General features: G+C 36.6%; 18 protein-coding genes. 11 read left to right on the top strand and 7 right to left on the bottom strand.

Annotated elements, in window-relative coordinates; all coding sequences use genetic code 11:
• Positions 1-54: 54 nt before the first annotated feature.
• The 11 genes from hemA to E0I61_RS01775 all read left to right on the top strand — a co-directional run bounded on the left by hemA (position 55) and on the right by E0I61_RS01775 (position 10,094).
• Positions 55-1,311 carry a glutamyl-tRNA reductase gene (gene hemA, locus E0I61_RS01825; RefSeq protein ID WP_131990901.1) on the top strand — a complete coding sequence of 419 codons (1,257 nt, stop codon included), beginning with the start codon at positions 55-57 and terminating at the stop codon, positions 1,309-1,311.
• The gene (gene hemC / locus E0I61_RS01820; RefSeq protein WP_132069008.1) at positions 1,308-2,228 is read left to right on the top strand and encodes a hydroxymethylbilane synthase; all 921 of its coding nucleotides are present in this window, start codon (positions 1,308-1,310) and stop codon (positions 2,226-2,228) included. Before hemA ends, hemC begins: the two co-directional genes overlap by 4 nt.
• Complete coding sequence (locus E0I61_RS01815; protein WP_132069006.1) at positions 2,228-2,911, top strand: uroporphyrinogen-III synthase; 684 nt, start codon at positions 2,228-2,230, stop codon at positions 2,909-2,911. Before hemC ends, E0I61_RS01815 begins: the two co-directional genes overlap by 1 nt.
• 22 nt (positions 2,912-2,933) lie before the next feature.
• Positions 2,934-3,959, top strand: coding sequence for a uroporphyrinogen decarboxylase (gene hemE, locus E0I61_RS01810; protein WP_039108302.1), 1,026 nt, complete (start codon positions 2,934-2,936; stop codon positions 3,957-3,959).
• 69 nt (positions 3,960-4,028) lie between these two features.
• On the top strand, positions 4,029-4,931 hold the full coding sequence (gene hemF, locus E0I61_RS01805) for an oxygen-dependent coproporphyrinogen oxidase (RefSeq protein ID WP_132069004.1): 903 nt from the start codon (positions 4,029-4,031) through the stop codon (positions 4,929-4,931).
• Positions 4,932-5,040: 109 nt separating this feature from the next.
• Entirely contained in the window at positions 5,041-6,033 is a 993-nt protein-coding gene (gene hemB, locus E0I61_RS01800) for a porphobilinogen synthase (protein WP_132069002.1), read from the top strand.
• A 3-nt stretch (positions 6,034-6,036) separates the two neighbouring features.
• Positions 6,037-6,546: a DinB family protein gene (locus E0I61_RS01795; RefSeq protein WP_132069000.1), complete on the top strand. Its 510-nt coding sequence runs from the start codon at positions 6,037-6,039 to the stop codon at positions 6,544-6,546.
• A gap of 39 nt (positions 6,547-6,585) precedes the next feature.
• Positions 6,586-6,972, top strand: coding sequence for a c-type cytochrome (locus tag E0I61_RS01790; RefSeq protein ID WP_132068998.1), 387 nt, complete (start codon positions 6,586-6,588; stop codon positions 6,970-6,972).
• Between the two features lie 214 nt (positions 6,973-7,186).
• Positions 7,187-7,657 (top strand): methylated-DNA--[protein]-cysteine S-methyltransferase, encoded by a 471-nt coding sequence (locus E0I61_RS01785; RefSeq protein WP_132068996.1) that lies wholly within the window; start codon positions 7,187-7,189, stop codon positions 7,655-7,657.
• A 162-nt stretch (positions 7,658-7,819) separates the two neighbouring features.
• Positions 7,820-8,533: a 3'-5' exonuclease gene (locus tag E0I61_RS01780; RefSeq protein WP_132068994.1), complete on the top strand. Its 714-nt coding sequence runs from the start codon at positions 7,820-7,822 to the stop codon at positions 8,531-8,533.
• Positions 8,534-8,654: 121 nt separating this feature from the next.
• Positions 8,655-10,094 (top strand): nucleoside recognition domain-containing protein, encoded by a 1,440-nt coding sequence (locus E0I61_RS01775; protein ID WP_132068992.1) that lies wholly within the window; start codon positions 8,655-8,657, stop codon positions 10,092-10,094.
• A gap of 102 nt (positions 10,095-10,196) precedes the next feature.
• Here the strand turns inward: E0I61_RS01775 and E0I61_RS01770 are convergent, their stop codons facing one another.
• The 7 genes from E0I61_RS01770 to E0I61_RS01740 form a co-directional block, all read right to left on the bottom strand.
• Positions 10,197-13,691 carry a M4 family metallopeptidase gene (locus tag E0I61_RS01770; protein ID WP_132068990.1) on the bottom strand — a complete coding sequence of 1,165 codons (3,495 nt, stop codon included), beginning with the start codon at positions 13,689-13,691 and terminating at the stop codon, positions 10,197-10,199.
• A gap of 347 nt (positions 13,692-14,038) precedes the next feature.
• A complete protein-coding gene (locus E0I61_RS01765) occupies positions 14,039-14,695 on the bottom strand; it encodes a CoA transferase subunit B (protein ID WP_131990925.1) in 657 nt (218 codons plus the stop codon).
• 97 nt (positions 14,696-14,792) lie between these two features.
• Positions 14,793-15,494: a CoA transferase subunit A gene (locus E0I61_RS01760; RefSeq protein WP_132068988.1), complete on the bottom strand. Its 702-nt coding sequence runs from the start codon at positions 15,492-15,494 to the stop codon at positions 14,793-14,795.
• 39 nt (positions 15,495-15,533) lie between these two features.
• Complete coding sequence (blaOXA, locus tag E0I61_RS01755; RefSeq protein ID WP_132068986.1) at positions 15,534-16,373, bottom strand: class D beta-lactamase; 840 nt, start codon at positions 16,371-16,373, stop codon at positions 15,534-15,536.
• Positions 16,374-16,499: 126 nt separating this feature from the next.
• Entirely contained in the window at positions 16,500-18,809 is a 2,310-nt protein-coding gene (locus tag E0I61_RS01750) for a penicillin-binding protein 1A (protein WP_132068984.1), read from the bottom strand.
• A 9-nt stretch (positions 18,810-18,818) separates the two neighbouring features.
• Positions 18,819-19,298 carry a gliding motility lipoprotein GldH gene (locus tag E0I61_RS01745; RefSeq protein ID WP_132068982.1) on the bottom strand — a complete coding sequence of 160 codons (480 nt, stop codon included), beginning with the start codon at positions 19,296-19,298 and terminating at the stop codon, positions 18,819-18,821.
• Complete coding sequence (locus E0I61_RS01740; protein ID WP_132068980.1) at positions 19,282-20,547, bottom strand: PSP1 domain-containing protein; 1,266 nt, start codon at positions 20,545-20,547, stop codon at positions 19,282-19,284. The genes E0I61_RS01745 and E0I61_RS01740 overlap by 17 nt, the downstream gene beginning before the upstream one ends.
• Between the last annotated feature and the right edge of the window lie 44 nt (positions 20,548-20,591).

The following is a 20,591-nucleotide window of genomic DNA, read 5'->3' as shown; positions in this document are numbered from 1 at the left end:
CTTTTATAAATACTATAGTCATAATTTTGTCACACTTTCTGGAAAAGTGCAAATATGGAAAACAATAAAACATTAAAGCATCACTATTTTTACGCAGTTGGATTGAGCTATAAAAAAGCGGATGCTGAGATTAGAGGCAAGTTTAGTTTAGACGCTGCTGCAAAAACGCGTTTACTCGAACAAGCTAAGAATGAAGGAATAGAGAGTTTAATAGTCACTTCTACCTGCAACCGTACTGAGATTTATGGGTATGCGGAACATCCCTTTCAATTAATCAAATTAATTTGTGAGAATAGTCAAGGGTCTGTTGAAGCATTTCAAAAAGTAGGTTTTGTCTATAAAAATCAAGAAGCAATCAGTCATTTGTTTCGTGTAGGAACAGGTTTGGACAGCCAAATATTAGGTGATTTTGAAATTATCGCCCAAATAAGAAATTCTTTTTCACAATCAAAATCGTTGGGTTTAGCCAATGCTTTTATGGAACGATTGGTGAATGCCGTAATACAAGCCAGTAAAAAAATAAAAACCGATACGGAAATTAGTTCGGGAGCAACTTCGGTTTCTTTTGCTGCGGTTCAATATATTTTCAAGAATGTAGAAGACATTGGAAATAAAAATATTCTATTGTTTGGTACTGGTAAAATTGGTAGAAATACCTGTGAAAATTTAGTAAAACATACTAAAAACGAGCATATTACGCTAATTAACAGAACTAAAGAGAAAGCAGAAAAATTAGCCGGAAAATTGAATTTAATTGTAAAAGATTATTCGGAACTGCATTTGGAATTACAAAAAGCAGATGTTGTTGTGGTAGCTACCGGTGCACAAAATCCAACTATTGACAAAGCGATTCTGAATTTGAAGAAACCACTTTTGATTTTAGATTTGTCCATTCCGAAAAATGTAAATGAAGATGTTCAGGATTTAGAAGGCGTTACGCTGATTCACATGGATTATTTGTCTCAAATGACAGACGAAACTTTAGAAAACAGAAAAAAACACATTCCTGCTGCTGAAGCCATCATTGAAGAAATCAAAGAAGAATTTATTACCTGGACCAAAGGCAGAAAATTTGCCCCGACAATCAATGCTTTAAAAGCAAAATTGAATGCGATAAAAACATCCGAATTGGATTTCCAAAGCAAGAAAATTTCAAACTTCAACGAAGAACAGGCCGAAATAATCAGCAATAGAATTATTCAAAAAATAACGACACACTTTGCCAACCATTTGAAAGATGATGATACGATGGTGGATGAAAGTATCGAATGGATTGAAAAAGTTTTTAAAATTGGAGTGACTACAAAATAATGAATAAAACCATACGCATAGGAACCCGCGACAGCGAACTCGCACTTTGGCAAGCCCATAACGTCGAAAAAAAACTAAATGATTTAGGGTATAAAACCGAAATTATAGCGGTAAAATCACAAGGAGATCTTATTCTCGACAAACCACTTTACGAATTAGGAATCACAGGAATTTTTACTAAAACACTGGATATCGCTATGATTAATGGTCAAGTGGATATTGCAGTACATTCGATGAAAGATGTTCCTACGGCTTTGCCAATAGGAATTGTGCAAGCAGCAGTTTTGGAAAGAGCGAATACGTTAGATATTTTGGTACACAAAGGAAACCTTGATTTTCTTAATGGAGAAGGCACAATTGCGACAGGTAGTTTGCGCCGTCAGGCACAATGGCTCAATAAATATCCCAATCACAATGTAGTTGATTTGCGTGGAAACGTCAATACGAGATTGCAGAAATTGCAGGACAGCGATTGGAATGGAGCTGTTTTTGCGGCAGCAGGATTGGAAAGAATCAACTTGAAACCCTCAAATTATATCGATCTGGATTGGATGATTCCGGCGCCGGCTCAAGGCGCTATGGTGATTGTAGCCATGGCAAATGATGATTTTTGCAGAGAAGCTGTTTCTGAATTGAATGATATCGAAACTGAAGTGTGTACCCATATCGAAAGACAGTTTCTAAAAACACTCGAAGGTGGTTGTACGGCACCAATTGGAGCTTTGGCCGTATTTATAGAAGATGAAATAGTGTTTAAGGGCGTTTTGTTTTCTATTGATGGAAAACAAAAAATCGAAATAGAAAAAACCGTTCCCTTGCAAGAATGGAAAAAATTAGGATTTGCATCAGCCCAAGAAATTTTAGAGAATGGCGGAGCAGAATTGATGAGGGAAATTAAAATTAATTTGAAGAAATAATGAGCCAAACAAGCATTTTATCCACCAAAACATTGTCGGCAGAACAAAGGCAAGTATTTATTGATGCTAATTTTGATCTTTTAGAACAAGATTTCATCGAAATTAAAAACAACCTTTTTGAACTGAATACAATCAACAACAACTTAATTTTTAGTAGCCAAAATGCTGTTTTAAGTTTGATAGAACAAAACGGTTGGGAAGTTTTAAAGACGAAGCCTGTTTTTTGTGTAGGTATTAAAACCAAAGAATTACTGGAATCGCATGGCTTTACTGTGGATGTTTACTTGGATTATGCATTTGAATTAGCCGAAATAATCACTTTAATTTACAATAAGGAAAGCTATACTTTTTTAAGCGGAAATTTGCGTAAAGAAACGTTGCCAGCAGCATTAAAAAGCGCTGGAATAACTTTTAACGAAATCGAAGTGTATCAAACAACACTTGCGCCTTTTAAAATATCAGACCAAGAAAATTTTGACGGAATATTATTTTTTAGCCCATCTGGCGTTGAAAGTTATTTGACAAATAATAAAATCAAGAATGAAGTTTGTTTTTGCATAGGCACTACTACAGCATCAGCATTAGAAACAAAGAAAATTAAAAACATAGTAATTGCCGAAACACCAACTATCGAAGAGGTGATTGAGGAAGTTATTGAATATTATAAAACGGAAAGCATCTAGCTATCTGCTAAAATTTAAATACATGATTAAGAACGACCTATTTTTAAGAGCACTAAAAGGAGAAACAGTACAACGTCCACCAGTTTGGATGATGCGTCAAGCGGGAAGATATTTACCGGAATTCATCGCTTTGCGTGATAAATATGATTTTTTCACCCGTTGTCAAACGCCCGAATTAGCTGCTGAAATCACCGTACAACCAATACGAAGAATTGCTCCGGATGCTGCGATTTTGTTTTCGGATATTTTGGTAATTCCACAGGCTATGGGAATTGAAGTGTTGATGAAAGAAAATTTTGGTCCGTTTTTACCAAATCCTATTCGTACGATTCAAGATGTAGAAAAAGTAATCGTTCCAGATGTAAATGAAACATTAGGATACGTTTTTGACGCTATCAAATTGACCAAAGAAATGCTGAATGATGAGGTGCCGTTAATCGGTTTCGCAGGTTCTCCTTGGACAATTATGTGTTATGCAGTGGAAGGGAAAGGTTCTAAAAGTTTTGATATGGCCAAAGGATTTTGTTTCCAACACCCAGAAGCAGCGCACGTTTTATTGCAAAAAATCACGGATACCACTATTTTATATTTGAAAGAAAAAGTAAAAGCGGGAGTAAACGCCGTTCAAATTTTTGACTCTTGGGGTGGAATGCTTTCGCCAGTGGATTATCAAGAATTCTCATGGAAATACATCAACCAAATCATTGAAGCATTAGCTGATGATGCTCCGGTGATTGTTTTTGGAAAAGGATGTTGGTTTGCATTGGGTGAAATGGGGAAAAGTAGAGCATCAGCATTAGGAGTTGACTGGACTTGTTCTCCAAGAAATGCACGATACTTGTCTGGTGGAAATATTACTTTACAAGGAAATTTTGATCCATCAAGATTGTTGTCTCCAATTCCGGTGATTAAGAAAATGGTACACGAAATGATTGACGAATTCGGGAAAGATAAATACATCGTGAATTTAGGTCACGGAATTTTACCGAATATTCCTGTTGATCACGCGAAAGCGTTCATTGATGCAGTGAAGGAATACAATCAGTAGTCAGTCACAGTCACAGTTTTTACTTTCCATTTTTGGAATTGAAAAACTGCTGCTGAAAACTAATTTATAATGAAAGAACAATTTTATTCTTACATACAAAACCTTCAAGATCAAATCTGTAAAGGATTGGAAGCAATTGAAGGTCAAGCCAAATTCCGTGAAGATCTTTGGGAACGTCCGGAAGGTGGTGGCGGAAGAACCCGCGTGATAGAAAATGGAACCGTTTTCGAAAAAGGCGGAGTGAATATTTCGGCAGTACACGGGAAATTACCCGAAGCCATGCAAAAGATGTTCAATGTAGGTGAAGCTGATTTTTTTGCCTGCGGATTAAGTTTGGTTTTGCACCCAAAAAATCCAATGACACCAACAGTTCACGCGAACTGGCGTTATTTCGAAATGTACGATGACAATGGAAACGTAATCCAGCAATGGTTTGGTGGCGGACAGGATTTAACACCCTATTATCTGTTTGAAGAAGATGCGATTCATTTTCATCAAACCTGTAAAACGGCCTGCGACAAACATAATTCAGAATTTTATCCCAAATACAAAAAACAATGTGATGCCTATTTCTGGAACGCTCACAGGAATGAAGCGCGTGGAATTGGCGGATTGTTTTTCGATTATTGCAAAGCAACAGATACAATGTCAATGCAAGATTGGTACAACTTTGTAACCGAAGTTGGTAATAGTTTTCTGCAAGCGTATGTTCCCATTGTTGAAAAAAGAAAAGATTTACCGTATACTCCAGAACAAAGAATGTGGCAGGAGATTCGCCGCGGTCGTTACGTAGAGTTCAATTTAGTTCACGATAAAGGCACTTTATTTGGTCTAAAAACCAACGGAAGAATCGAAAGTATTTTGATGAGTTTACCACCACATGTGCAATGGGTTTACGATCATCACGCAGAAGCAGGAAGCGAAGAAGAAAAATTAGTAAACGTATTAGAAAATCCAAAAAATTGGATTTAAATAGTTTAACCATTAAGAAATTAAGGAAGATTAAGTTTTAAATCTTAATGAACCTTAATTTCTTAATGGTTTAAAAAACAAATTAAAGTTTAACTTTAAACGAAAATATATGTTCCCATTACACAGAGGCAGAAGATTAAGAACGAACGAATCCATCAGAAGCTTAGTTCGTGAAACCAGTTTAAGTCCAAGTGATTTCATGTTTCCTATGTTTATTGCTGAAGGCGAAAATGTACAAGTGGAAATCCCCTCCATGCCAGGCATATTTCGTCGTTCGATTGATTTGACGGTAAAAGAAATTCATGAATTATTCGATTTAGGCATTCGTGCGGTGAATATTTATGTAAAAGTAAGTGAGAATTTAAAAGACAATACAGGAAAAGAAGCTTGGAATCAAGATGGATTAATGCAAAATGCCATTCGTGCCATCAAAGCCGCTTGTCCCGAAATGATTGTAATGCCTGATGTAGCTTTGGATCCGTATTCCATTTATGGTCATGACGGAATAATTGGAAATGGCGATGTAGAAAATGATTCGACTGTGGACGCCTTGGTAAAAATGGCCGTTTCTCATGCGCAAGCAGGTGCCGATTTTGTAGCGCCATCGGACATGATGGATGGACGTGTATTGCGTTTGCGTGAAGGTCTTGACGCTGTGGGTTTTCATAATGTAGGCATCATGAGTTATTCTGCAAAATACGCATCTGCTTTTTACGGACCGTTTCGTGACGCTTTAGATAGCGCTCCTGTTGATGCGACTGAAATTCCAAAAGACAAAAAAACATACCAAATGGATTATGCCAATCGCATTGAAGCCATCAAAGAAGCGTTGTGGGACGTGGAAGAAGGTGCCGATATGGTCATGGTAAAACCCGGCATTGCCTATTTAGACATCGTTCGTGAAGTTAAAAATGCGGTAAATGTTCCCGTTACGGTTTATCATGTTTCGGGGGAATATGCGATGATTAAAGCCGCTGCCGAAAGAGGCTGGCTCGATCATGATAAAATTATGATGGAACAATTAATGTGTATCAAAAGAGCAGGGGCAAGTTTGATTTCAACTTATTTTGCCAAAGAAGCGGCGATACTTTTAAACAAATAGAAAATGAAAAAATATTTAATAATAACTGTTTTGTTGCTTTCAAGCAGCATTTTTGCACAAGTTGAGGTAGTTTCCACTTTCATCGAAAAGTGGGATAATTCCAAAGATTATTTAATAGCTGTTGCACAAGCCATGCCAGAGGATAAGTATGATTACAAGCCTACAGCGCAAGAAATGTCCTTTAGAGAACAATTATTTCACATACAAGACAACATGAAATGGTTGAGCACAACTCATTTTTCTGAAGAGAAATATGTGAAAAAAGAAGCAGCAAAAGGACTTTCAAAAGCGCAAATAATTCAAGAAATAGAAGCCTCTTTTGATACAGCAAAGACATTTGTACAAAAAACGAAGGATGTTGAATTATCCCAAAAAGTAGACTTTTTTGCCGGTCCAAAATCAAAATTACAAATACTTAATTTGATGCAAGACCACGTTACCCATCACAGAGCACAAATTTTAGTATATTTGAATCTGAATCAAATTCAGCCACCCAAATATATCGGCTGGTAATTTTTAGTCATTGAGACGCCTACAATTAAAGAAATTAACATGAGAAAGACGCTATTTTTATTAGCCGTTTTAGCGGTAGCTTCTTGTAAAAAAGAAGAGGTCAAAAAAGAACCTTTATACCCAACTTCTACCGAGGAGGTTGCCCAAATTCCAGAGGAATTGGGAGCCGAAATTTTCAAAGGAAAAGGAAATTGTTTTGCCTGTCATCAAGTAGACAAGAAAGTGATAGGGCCAAGTATACAGGATATTGCAAAAATTTATAAAGATAAAAACGCAAGTATCGTAACGTTTTTAAAAGGGGAAAGCGAGCCTATTGTTGACCCAAGTCAATATGAAGTGATGAAAACAAACTTCGTAGTTACCAAAGCCATGTCAGATGACGAATTGAAAGCCTTAGAAGCGTATGTGTATTCTAATTTGAAATAATCCTGGCATTTTCAGGAGCTAATCCCGCTCTACGCTATATCTTTATGTTTTTAAAGGAAAAACATAAAGGATGCCGCTGCTATCGGGGCTAACATACAAGAACCATTCTTCTCTGCGAATGGTTCTTTTTATGTTCAAAACGTTTTTAGCGTATTTATTTCTGAACTTTGTTACTTCTTTAGGACAATGTGGGTATTTTTTTTATCTTTAAAATATGGAAACAGCATACATCAAAACGCCTTTAGGAATTGCCACAATCATAGGCGATGAAAATGGGATATCCGTAATTTCAGTTGCCGAAGAAGGAACAGTTTCAAGCACAATTCCTGCAGTTTTGCAAGAAGCTGTCTCACAACTCACTGGCTATTTCGAGGGAAAGCGAACGGATTTCGATTTTGCACTTAATCCTAAAGGAACAGCTTTCCAACAAAAAGTCTGGAAAGCATTATTGGATATTCCATATGGAAAAACCAGAACATATCTCGAACAATCCAAAATTTTGGGTGATGTCAAAGCCATTCGGGCTGTCGCTTCTGCCAACGGGAAAAACCCGCTTTGGATTGTTGTTCCCTGTCACAGAGTTATTGGAACAGATGGATCGCTCACCGGATATGCAGGAGGATTGTGGCGAAAAAAATGGTTGTTAGAACATGAGAATCCAACGACACAACAAAGTCTATTTTAAAAATAGACTTCTTAGATTTTTAGAGGGTTAGACACATTAGATTTCTTTGATTGTTAGAAATTTAGATTGCCATAGATTCAAAAAAATCGATCAAGTCTACTAATTTAGGTTTTGTATTCAATCTAAGATCTAAGAAGTCAAAAAATCTAACAAATCTAGCTAATGATAGAAAAAATAAACCTCAATAACATTCTGTTCCTCGATATAGAAACCGTTCCGGAAGCCGAAGATTTCAGTGCTTTGGATGCCGAAATGAAAGACCTTTGGGAACACAAAACGCAGTACCAACGCAAAGACGAATACACTCCCGAGGATTTTTATGACCGGGCAGGAATTTGGGCCGAGTTTGGAAAAATTGTTTGTATATCGGTGGGTTATTTTACGATTAAAGGCGATATTCGCAATTTTCGGGTGACTTCATTCTTTGGAGAAGAAAAGAAAATATTGTTGGATTTTAATAATTTGCTGAACACTCATTTCAATCAGCCTCAACATGTTTTGTGTGGGCACAATGCCAAGGAATTCGATATACCGTTCCTTGCCAGACGCATGATTATTAACCAAATTGCCATTCCGAACAAACTGAATTTATTTGGAAAAAAACCATGGGAAATTCCACATTTGGATACCTTAGAATTATGGAAATTTGGCGATTACAAACACTATACGTCTTTGAAATTAATGTGTAAAGTCCTTGGTATTCCTTCTCCAAAAGGCGACATCGACGGCAGTCAGGTGGGACATGTATTTTATGTAGACAAAGACATTGACCGCATTGTAACCTATTGTGAAAAAGACACCATTGCCGTAGCACAGATTTTCTTGAGATTACGTAGAGAAGATTTATTGATTGAGGACGAGATTATTCATGTATAGATGAAGGAACGCAGATTGCGCAGATTTACACAAATTTAATCTGGGTTAATCCGTGCAATCTGTGTTTGAATTTTTTGTGCTTTGTATGCTTAAATAATTACATTTACAAAAATTATAGATTATGGTATTGAGTAGATTTTGGTTGGTCATTTTTATTTCAGCAATTGTATTTGTAGTGTTTAGTTTGTTTTCTGGAGACAATTATACTATTGATCACGTTTTGAACGGAAAGAAAGATGATCCAATTCTGATTTCGGAGAAATTTGCAGAGCAACTTCCTGCCTTTATTAAAGACAGCATCAAAAAAGCACCAGAACAAACCATGATTATCGATCATGATAAGCTAAATGCTGACACGACTTATGTTTATAAAAACAAAACCGTAAAAATATATAGTGGTGTTCAAAAATCAGATGGTTTATTGCCAACTTGTAAAAGCACTTTGCTAGATTTAATCCTTCCGCTTATTGCTTATTTGGCTTTTTTCTGTGGATTGATGGAACTTTTAATCATTTCTGGTGCCTCAGGAAAGCTGGCTAAAGCATTGAGTCCTGTTTTTGTAAAAGTGTTTCCCAGTATCCCCAAAAACCATCCGTCGATATCCTATATGACCTTAAATTTTGCTGCCAATTTCTTAGGATTAGATTCTGCTGCAACTCCTTTTGGTTTAAAAGCCATGGAGAGTTTACAAGAAATAAATCCAGATAAAGACAAGGCTAGTGATGCACAAATTATGTTCATGTGTTTGCATGCTTCGGGCCTTACTTTGATCGCTACATCTATTATAGGATACCGTGCAGCTGCAAATGCAAGCAATCCTGCGGATGTGATGTTGCCTTGTATTATCACTTCTTTTATCGGTACGATTGCTGCCTTTTTAATTGTTGGAGTTAAACAAAAAATCAATTTCAAAAGTGCTTCTTTGGTTATCGTATTGATAACATTAATAGCCGGAATTATTGGTTTGTTGATGTATGTAAATCATTTAGACTTAATCGGAAAAAACTATTTTACATCTAATCTTTCCGCTTTAATATTAATTGGAATTATCGCTTTTACCTTGATCTTTTCATTTATTCATGAGAAGAAATTTACAGAAGCATCCACAACCGTTTTTGAGACCTTTGTAGTAGGAGCCAATAACGGTGTAAAAACAGGAGTGACTATTTTTCCTTATGTATTGGGCATGCTGGTTGCCATTTCTTTATTTAGAAACAGTGGCTTATTTGAAATTATTAGCAATTGGATCGCTTTTATTTTTTCTAATATGGGAGTAAGCAAGCAAATTACGGATGCTTTACCAGTTGCCTTACTTCGTCCCTTTAGTTCTGCCGGATCAAGAGGATTTTTGATTGACTCGATGAATACTTTTGGGGCCGATTCCTTAACAGCAAGATTGAGTAGCATTTTTCAATGCAGTGCCGAAAGTACGTTTTATGTGATAGCCGTTTATTTTGGTTCCGTAAATATTAAAAACACGCGGTATGCCCTGGGAACGATGCTTATAGTCGATTTGATTTGTGTGATTACGGCTATTTTTGTTGCGACTTGGTTTTTTTAAGAATACGAGTAGTTTAAGTTAGATTTCATTCGGAATTTAAGATTAGGTATAAAATAAAAAAGCCTCACAATATTGTGAGGCTTTTCTTTTGGTTGGAACGTATTAGTTTTTAATGAATTTCTTAGCTTCAGTTTTTTGACCGTCACTAACTTCTAGGATATAAACTCCGGATACTAATTTACTAACATTTATTCCGTTTTCAGAAACTTTACCTGCATCAACCTGTTGACCCAGAAAGTTATACACTTTGTAAGAACTATTTCTACTGTCGGCCATTCTAATATTTAGAATGCTGTTGGTAGGGTTTGGATACATTGAGAAATCAGAAATTGAATTTTCGTTTCCTAATTCATTCACAATCTTAGCATTAGGGTTTTTAACAGTAGTTAAGCCGCTAATTGCAGTTCCGCCAATAATAACGGTATAATCTTCTACTTCACCGTAAGAGAAAGTTTCACAAGCCGTTTGTACAGCATTGTATTTCATTGAAACTCTCATGCGAGTTGGTCCCGCCAAAGCTGATGTAGGAACTGTGAAAGTACCCGATAGATTTGCACTGCTGGAAGAAGATCCAGATACCATTTCTTCAGTAGATTCAAAAGTACCATTTTGGTTGTAATCAATCCAAACTTTCCAGAATTCAGTATAAGCTGTGCCACTAAATCCAGCGCTAAATAGGATTGTATTGGAACCATAAGGTAGATTACCAACTAGAGAGGTAAAGTTACCATATCCTGCATTTCCCGCTGTTGTATTTGCAATTCCTCCAATTGAAACATAATCGATATACTCATCAGCTACGCTGTTTCCTTTAGATGCACAATAGGTAAGGGCAGTTCCTGATGTAGTTACATTTACCACATTGCTGGAAGCAGAGATGTTTCCGGCTGCATCTTTTGCTTTTACAGAAAATGTATAAGCTGTACTGGCTGTTAATCCTGAAACTGCGTAAGTGGTTCCTGTAACAGATGCTTTTAATGTTGCGCCTTGGTACACATCGTATCCTGTTACACCTACATTATCTGTAGAAGCAGTCCACGAAAGAGTTGTTGCTGTAGATGAAGTTCCTGAAGAAGCGAGGCTTGTTGGAGCTGTAGGTGCTTGTGTATCGACAGTTGCGGTAACAAGATTAACAGTATAATCTTCTACTTCTCCATACGATATCTCTTCACAAGAAGTAGGAACTCCGTTATATTTCATAGAAACTCTCATTCTTGTAGAACCTGTAACAGCGGTTGTTGGTACAGTAAATGAACCAGTAGCCGGAGTAGTGGTCGAAGCAGTTTTACTCCAAACTAATTCACCTGCATCTGCAAAATCTTTATCTCCGTTTAAATCAATCCAAACGGCATATCCTTCTGCATAAGCAGTTCCTGTCCATGTTGGTGTAATGGTAATAGTAGTAGCACTTCCTTTTGTTAGATTTGTTGTAATAGCTGTGAAATCGCCATAACCTGTTCCTCCTGTTGAAGTGTTGTTGATAGTTCCCAATTGTACTCTGCTGATATATTCATCAGCTACACTATTTCCTTTTGAAGCACAATACGTTGCTGTAGCTGCGCTGGTAGTTACGGCAACGGCATTACTTGCAGCTGATAAATTTCCGGCAGCATCTTTTGCTTTTACTGTGAAAGTATAAGCAGTGCTGGCTGTTAATCCTGTTACGGAGTAAGTCAATCCTGTTACGGTTGTCACCAAAGTTGCTCCGTTATAAATAGTATATCCGGTAACAGCTACATTATCTGTAGCAGCAGACCATGATAAATTTGTTGAAGATGAAGTCGTTCCTGCGGCAGCTAAACTAGCCGGGGCTGTTGGTGCAACGGTATCGGTTGAACCTGAATAAGCGGCTCCAACACCTACTGCGTAAAATGCATTTGTAGTGGCGATGACTTCGGCAGAACCGGCTCCATATAACTCAACAGCTGATTGAATTCCAAATGTTCTCGCATTCGCAAAAGTAGAGTTAGCAGATAAGTAAACGCTTTCTAGTCTGTAGGCAATTTTAGCTGCTTTATCGATTGTAATTCCTGTAACATTGTATGAACTTCCAATATCATTTGTACCTGTTTTTCCAACGGATAAAATATAAAACCAATGGTTTAAAACCCCACTATTGGTATGAACCCCACAATAATCATTAGTTTGAGTTGGTGTGCCACAATTAATAACTTTCCAGTTTGTTCCGCCATACGTGTCTGGTTGTCCTTCTAATTTTGGATTACTCATTGAACGCAAAGCTGTTTTACCAGCTCTTCTTTCAATATCTTCACCAATTAACCACGTTGACTTTGTAGGTGCTGCAAAATATTCAACACAAGCGCCCCAGATATCAGAAAATCCTTCGTTCATGGCTCCTGATTCTCTTTGATAAGCCAGATTTGCTGTTTTCTCACATACTGCATGTCCTATTTCATGTGCTGCTACGTCCAAAGAAGTTAGAATATCAAAGTACGTTCCGCTTCCGTCACCATACGTCATTACACTTCCATTCCAGTATGCATTATCATACGCATTATCAAAATGGACATAACTTTTTATGATGGCTCCTGCATTATCATAACTGTTTCTTGAATGTTTGGTAGAAAAGTAGTCGTATGTTTTTTCTGCACCCCAATGTGCATCAAGAGCGCCGTTATCTTTGTTTGTATTGTCAAATTCAGCTGAAGTCCAGTTATTATCAACATCTGTAAAGTTAACCGCTGCTGTGTAGCTGGTTCCTTTTTTCATGTTGAAAGTGTTTATTCCATTACCACGCGTATTGTCAGAAAGAATATAAGATGAACCGCTCAATAATGTTTGAATGGTTTGTGCGCTGCTGTAGCGAGTTGCTGCATTTGCGGCAACAAATAGTGACTTTTCTATTTTTTCATCTGATTTTTCAGCTAGGTTATGGTTTCCATGACTGTATTCGCCTAGGTGTTTAATGGTAGCATTATAGAATAATGTTTCTCCAGTTATGGCGTCAACATATACATCACCACGACTTACGGGATTTGTGGCATAAATGTCAAATTTATAGGTTAGTCGAATGTCGTTGTTTTTTTTACCAGACTTCTCGTCATCCATCATTGGAAGTAAAACCAATTCACCAGAAGGTTTTTTGTAGTTAATTGCGGTTGCTTCTGTTGGTGTTTCCCAAAGATATTCTTTAGCTCCAATTTGATAAATTGCTTTATTAAGAGCTTGTTCTTTTGTTAAAACAGGGTTGGTACTGATGTCTTCAAGTTGGTAAAACTCACCATTCATCGATTCCAATTTTGACTTTTTTGAATGCAACGAGTACGTTGAAAATTCTACTTTTAATCCTTTATGGAATAGTTGAAATTTTTCATGCAGAAAACCTAATTCATCTGTTTCAGTTTTAACTTTTGAAAAATTGGAATTTTCTTTCAGTCCTAATTGTTCTTTTAGTACTTTTTGAGAATCTGTAGTCTTGTAGGTAGACTTGTCACTAAAAAGGATTAAAGTAGGTTTTCCTTTTTCATCTGTGATTTTTTGCTTTACATTTTTGTCAGTTTCTTGAGCAGTTGTTTCCAATGCCAGAAAAGAAACGGAAGCAAAGAGAGCAATTTTTCCGAGTAATTTTGTTTTCATTTGTTTTGGTTAAGTGTTAATTATTTATTAAAATTTGGGTTTTCAAATTTAACATAAAATCATTAAAAAGTTATATTTTTTTAATTTATTTTGATTTTTTTGTGCAATTTTATATAAAAAATCGAAATAAACTCAATGACAGCTGGAGTACAGGATTAAAAAATAAATGACGTTTTAATTAAAAAAATAACTTGTAATTTAATTTTTATGGGTTTTAACTTTGTTTTTTTTTAACAAAAGATGAGATGTTTTTTCCTGGTTTTATTTTTTTAAGGAATGTAAAACAAACAAAATAGGCTGTCCATTTGGACAGCCTATTTCTTCAATCGATTCAGAACCGAAAATGTTTAGTCGATAACCATTTCAGGAATTTCACCCTCAATAATTAAATCAGCTTCTGTAGAAGCGATTATATATTCAACGGTTACACCCGGTGCGCGTTCTAAAAGTTTAAAACCTTTTGGTGTCACTTCTAAAACGGCCAGTTCTGTTACTACTTTTTTAACGCAACCCACGCCGGTTAACGGGAGCGTACATCTTTTTAGAATTTTAGATTCGCCGGCTTTGTTAACATGCATCATGGCAACGATAATGTTTTCGGCTGAAGCCACTAAATCCATTGCGCCACCCATTCCTTTGACCATTTTGCCAGGGATTTTCCAGTTGGCAATATCACCGTTTTCGGCCACTTCCATAGCACCAAGAATTGTTAAGTCAACATGTTGTCCTCGAATCATTCCGAAACTCAAAGCCGAGTCAAAAAAGGATGCGCCCGGTAAGGTGGTAATCGTTTGTTTTCCGGCATTGATAATGTCAGCATCTTCTTCTCCTTCAAAAGGGAAAGGTCCCATGCCAAGAACGCCGTTTTCGCTTTGAAATTCAACGTCAATTCCTTTTGGGATATAATTTGCCACTAATGTTGGAATTCCGATTCCGAGATTCACGAAATAACGGTCTTTAAGTTCTTGTGCAATTCGTTTTGCAATTCCTATTTTGTCTAACATAAATAAAACTGTTTTAGAATTTTTAAACCATTAAGAAATTAAGGTTTATTAAGTTTAATAAATAAAGCGCTATTTCTATTATCTATTTGTCTATTGTCTATTTTCTTTCTCTTACGGTTCTCTGTTCAATTCTCTTTTCGTATTGCTCTCCTTGAAAGATGCGTTGAACGAATATCCCAGGAATGTGAATCTGATTTGGATCTAAAGTTCCGGCTTCAACTAATTCTTCTACTTCGGCAACAGTTGTTTTTGCTGCTCCAGCCATACACGGGTTGAAGTTTCTTGCCGTTCCTTTGAATATCAAGTTTCCGGCAGTATCGCCTTTCCAGGCTTTTACAATGGCAAAATCAGCTTTGAAAGCGTGTTCCATAACATGCATTTTTCCGTTGAATTCGCGTGCTTCTTTACCTTCGGCTACTTCAGTTCCATAACCGGCTGGTGTGAAAAAAGCGGGGATTCCTGCTTGTGCTGCACGACAACGCTCTGCTAAAGTTCCTTGAGGAATAAGTTCAACATCTAGTTCTCCAGATAGCATTTGGCGTTCAAATTCCGCATTTTCACCTACATAAGAAGAAATCATTTTTTTGATTTGGCGCTTTTGCAAAAGCAATCCAAGTCCGAAGTCATCTACACCGGCGTTGTTTGAAATACAGGTTAAATCCGTAGTTTCTTTTTTTACTAATTCGGCGATGGAATTTTCCGGAATACCACATAATCCAAAACCGCCAAGCATGATGGTCATCCCGTTTTCAATTCCTTGAAGGGCATCCTTAACGTTGTTTACTTTTTTGTTGATCATAATAATAAGCTTCTAATTTTAAACAATTGAGAGGTTGTTTTAGTTCAATATTTTAAGATTCTGGAACGCTGCTTTTGTTGCGTTAAGTCGAGTCAATATAAATTCGTCTCTATTAGTGCCTTTTTTGGGCTCTAGATTTGTAGCAAAAAAGTAGACTTTATTTTTTACTACAAAATAACCAACATACCAGCCATTATCGACTCCGTTTTTTACCGACAAACCTGTTTTTGCTCTTAAAACATAGTCATTTGTTTGCTCCATTATCATTATGTTTTTGACTATTGATTCCGTTCTTTTTGAAATCGGTAATTCTGAAAAGTGGAGCCTTTTTAAAAAGGCTATTTGTTGAAATTGTGTTATTTTTGAATCTCCTTCTAGCCAAAAATTATCGATGGTATTATTATCAAAGACCATCCCAGTATAATTTAATTTTTTCAAATAAGTTTTCATTCCTTCGTATCCTATTTTTCGAGCTATTTCTTGATAACAAGGCACACAAGAAACGTGATAGGCTTCTTTGAGGGTTAAATCTTTTTCCCAGTTTTTAGACCATTTTTTTTCACCATCCCATTTAAAAATAGTGGAATCGTTTTTTGCCACTCCCGTTTCGAGTGCAATAATTGAGTTTGGAATTTTGAATGTCGATGCTGGAATAAATCCCGTTTTTGCCCAAGAAAAATCGTTGGAATAATAAGTCTTACTCGCAACGTCGTAAATTAAAATTGCCCCTTTTACTTTTAAGCTATCTAAAATTTTGTTGAATTCAGGAACTACAACTTCTTTTTCTTGACTATTTTTAGAATGCTTGTTTTTTGTTTGACAATTTATGTTTAAATTTATCAATAAAAACAGGGTTAAAAACACGGGTATTCTTTTCATGTTTGCTGTTATTTTTGTTTTGAAAACTAGCGCCCTAGCCCAGATAAAAGCGACATCCTTTTAGTCTCATTTTTTAATGAGACTAAAAGATATAGCGGATAGCTGAATTAGCTCCTAAAAAGAATTTTACAATTCAAATTCTTCGGTATCCTGTTCAACCGCAGTGGTGTCAATTACTTTTTTAGGAACATAACAGTCTACTTTTATAGAAAGATTTGCAGGTCTTTCAAAGCCTTCCTTAGAAACTTTAAGGGCTGGATCAGCATAACACAGTTTCATGAAATAACCCCAAACCGGTAATGCGGCTGTGGCTCCCTGACCATAAGTAATACTCTTGAAACGTGCCGAACGGTCCTCGCAACCTACCCAAACTCCAGTTACAAGATTAGGAACCATTCCCATGAACCAACCATCAGATTGGTTTTGAGTAGTACCTGTTTTTCCTGCAATGGGATTTTTAAACGAATAAGGATAACCGGTCCAGCGATTGTCGCCGTTACCGCCACCGGTGGTGCGCAAACGGTCTCCAGAACCACCTTCGGTTACACCTTCCAGTAACTTGATAACTGCATAAGCGATGTCTTTATTTAAAACATCATGCGATTCAGGAATTGGTTCGTAGATGATAACGCCGCTTTTGTCTTCAATTTTTGATATAAATTGAGGTTTCATATAAACACCTTGATTGGCAAAGGTGCTGTAAGCGGCAACCATGTCTTCAACGGTTATTTCAACAGCTCCTAAAGCAATGGATGGTTGGTTTACAATTTCGGATTTAACGCCTAATTTGTGGGTTAAGTCGATTACTGCTTCCGGACCAACTTTATCAATTAATTTTGCAGATATTGTATTTATGGAATTAGCCAAACCTCTTTTTAAGGTAACCATTCCGCGGTATTTGTTATCAGAATTTCTAGGTTCCCAATCTTCGGTAACATGATGACGTCCTTTTCTGATTACAAATGGTCCATCAATAATCGAGTCACACGGAGACATGTTCAATTGCTCGATAGCAGTTGCGTAAACAAATGGTTTGAAAGTCGAACCTACTTGTCTGGCTCCTTGTCCTACGTGATCGTATTGAAAATATTTGTAATTGATACCGCCAACCCAAGCTTTTATATTGCCGGTTTGTGGTTCCATTGCCATCAATCCGGATTGCAAAAAGTGTTTGTAATATCGAATAGAATCTATTGGTGTCATGATCGTGTCTTTATCTCCTTTCCAAGAGAAGACGGTCATTTCTGTTTTTTCGCTGAACGATTTTATAATTTCTTCATCGCTTTTATCCATTGATTTCATCACAGCCCACCGGTTAGATGATTTCATTGCCTGATTAAGAATTCGTTGTGTTTCTACAGAAGAAATATTAACAAAAGGAGCGTTTTTATTACCCTTAGATTGACTAAAAAACTCTTCTTGAAGGTTTGCCATGTGAGCAGTAACCGCTTCTTCAGCATGCAATTGCATTCTGGAGTCAATGGTGGTGTAAATTTTCAGACCGTCTTTGTAGATGTCATAATCTGAACCATCCGGTTTTTTATTTTCCTCGGCCCATTTTTTCATATAATCACGCAAATATTCTCTGAAATACGTAGCTGTCCCGTCTTTATGTGTTTCTAATTTGAAGTTTAACTTAATCGGTAAACTTTGAAGTCTTTCTTTCTCTTCTTTTGAAATGATTTTTCCTTTTTCCATTTGCAAAAGCACCACGTTTCTGCGGTTTTTTACACCTTGTGGATTTCTAATAGGATTGTATAAACCAGAGTTTTTAAACATACCGACTAATATTGCCGACTCACTGATGGTTAAATCTTTCGGTTCTTTAGAAAAATAGGTCTTTGCTGCTGAACTTACTCCAACAGAATTATTACCAAAATCATATACGTTGCAATACATGGCAATGATTTCATTTTTAGTGTATTGTCTTTCTAATCGAATAGCGATAATCCATTCTTTTATTTTTTGTACAATTCTAAAAGGCAGAAATTTAGATCCTTCTCCGTGGAATAATTGTTTGGCTAATTGCTGTGTTAATGTACTTGCACCACCGCTAGTTCCTAAACTGGAAATAGCTCTCAAAGTTCCTCTTCCGTCAATGCCGGAATGCTCATAAAAACGAGCATCTTCAGTTGCGATTAATGCTTGTACCAAGTTTTTTGGCAAGTCAGAATACCGTAATTGAGACCTATTTTTTTCGAAATACTTACCTAAAACCACTCCGTCAGCCGATATGACTTCAGTAGCTAAGTTTGAATCTGGATTTTCTAAATCTTCAAAAGAAGGCATCGAACCGAAAATTCCCCATGAAGCAAATAAGAAAAACAAACCGACAGCGCCCATTCCATAAAAGAAGATTTTCCAAAATTTCTTTTGATAGTGCGCAATGTCTTTCACATTACCTCTTGCTGGATTGTTATTTTTTTTGATAGCCATAATACTATTTTATTCTTTTTTTTCTATTCTAAAACCTACTTCTGTAATTCCGTCTAAAGCCGTTACGCCGGGAACTTTACCGTTTTCTCTAACCGCTTGTTTGATATAGACTTTGTATTTAGATCGGAACCGTACATTTTCCTTATAAAAGAGTTTGCTTTCTTTTATATCCGAAAATCCATCGCCTAAAAGTGTTCCGTCCGGATCTGCCATTTGGTATTCAAGCGTGTCCACTTTTGTAAAACCATTTGGTAATTCCAATGCCACAATTAAAAACAGATTATTGTATTGATAATTGTTATTCGCTCTCAAGTTCACAAATAAATTATATCGTTTTGTTGAGTCTAATTCCGGTAAATTGAACGTTACAATGCTGTCTTTGTGCCACGCACTACCTACAGATTTATATTCATCAAAAACTCTTTTTTTATCACATGAAGAAAAGAGGATCACAGCTATAAGAAGTAAAGCGCTATTTTTTATCCACATTTTTAGTAATAATTATAGGTTTTCTTGGTTCCGCAGGCTTTTTGTCATTTGAATTCTGACGGTTAATATTGTTGTTGTTTGCGGGCTTGTTGTTATTTGCTACAATTGCATTTTCACCAGCTGGTTTGCGTTTTTTATTTGCTTTTTTCTTTGGTTTTGGCTGGTCAAAACGAGTTAAGCTTTCTTGACCCATTGCATTATTGAAGTTTTTCTCTGGCTCGACGATTAGCTCGATAGCATAATCTTCTAACGAAGAAACTTTGTTTTTTAGTTTGTTTTCGGCAACAATTTCTTTGACTTGTTCAATTTTTAGAACATGCCAGTTAGCAAAATTATTGGTGTACGCAAACCACATTAATCCTTTGAAAATATCTTGTTTTTGGCAAATGGCATCTCCTTTTTCAGTCACCAATTTTGTTTCAAAATCGGGGAAATCTTTCAACGCATCCATGTATGTGTCCAACTCATAGTTCAAGCAGCATTTTAATTTTCCGCATTGTCCTGCCAGTTTTTGTGGGTTCAAAGACAGTTGTTGGTAACGTGCCGCTGAGGTGTTTACACTTCTAAAATCCGTCAGCCAAGTAGAACAGCACAATTCTCTTCCGCAAGAACCAATTCCGCCTAAACGAGCTGCTTCCTGGCGGAAACCTACTTGTTTCATTTCGATACGGGTGCTGAATTCTTTTGCAAAATCTTTAATTAAAGCACGAAAGTCAATACGGTCATTTGCGGTATAATAAAATGTAGCTTTTGATCCGTCACCTTGAAATTCAATATCAGAAATTTTCATTTCCAGTTTTTGAGCAATAGCCAGTTCACGTGCGCGAACCTTCATCGGCTCTTCACGATCTCTTGCGGCGGACCAAATATCAATATCTTTTTGGGATGCTTTTCTATAAATTTTTGGAATTTCATTACCCAAGTAATTGGCTCCTTTTTTCTTCATTTGAATTTTAACCAACTCACCTGTCAAAGTAACAATTCCTATATCATGACCCGGAGAAGCAACAGTAGCAACGATGTCGCCCATGCTTAACGTTAATTTCTCTGTATTGCGGTAAAATTCTTTTCTTCCGTTTTTGAAACGTACTTCAACACAGTCAAAAGGGGCGTCGCCATTAGGTAAACTCATATTAGAAAGCCAATCGAAAACCGTTAATTTATTGCAGCTATCGGTGCCGCAAGTCCCATTATTTTTACAACCCTTAGGTGCACCACCATCAGAAGTTGAACAACTTGTACATGCCATAATCTTATATCTAGTGTTGCGACGAGCACAACTTAAGTTCTTAA

Source organism: Flavobacterium ranwuense (assembly GCF_004349315.1).
Classification (GTDB): Bacteria; Bacteroidota; Bacteroidia; order Flavobacteriales; family Flavobacteriaceae; genus Flavobacterium; species Flavobacterium ranwuense.
This window is presented reverse-complemented; position numbering and strand designations above follow the sequence as displayed.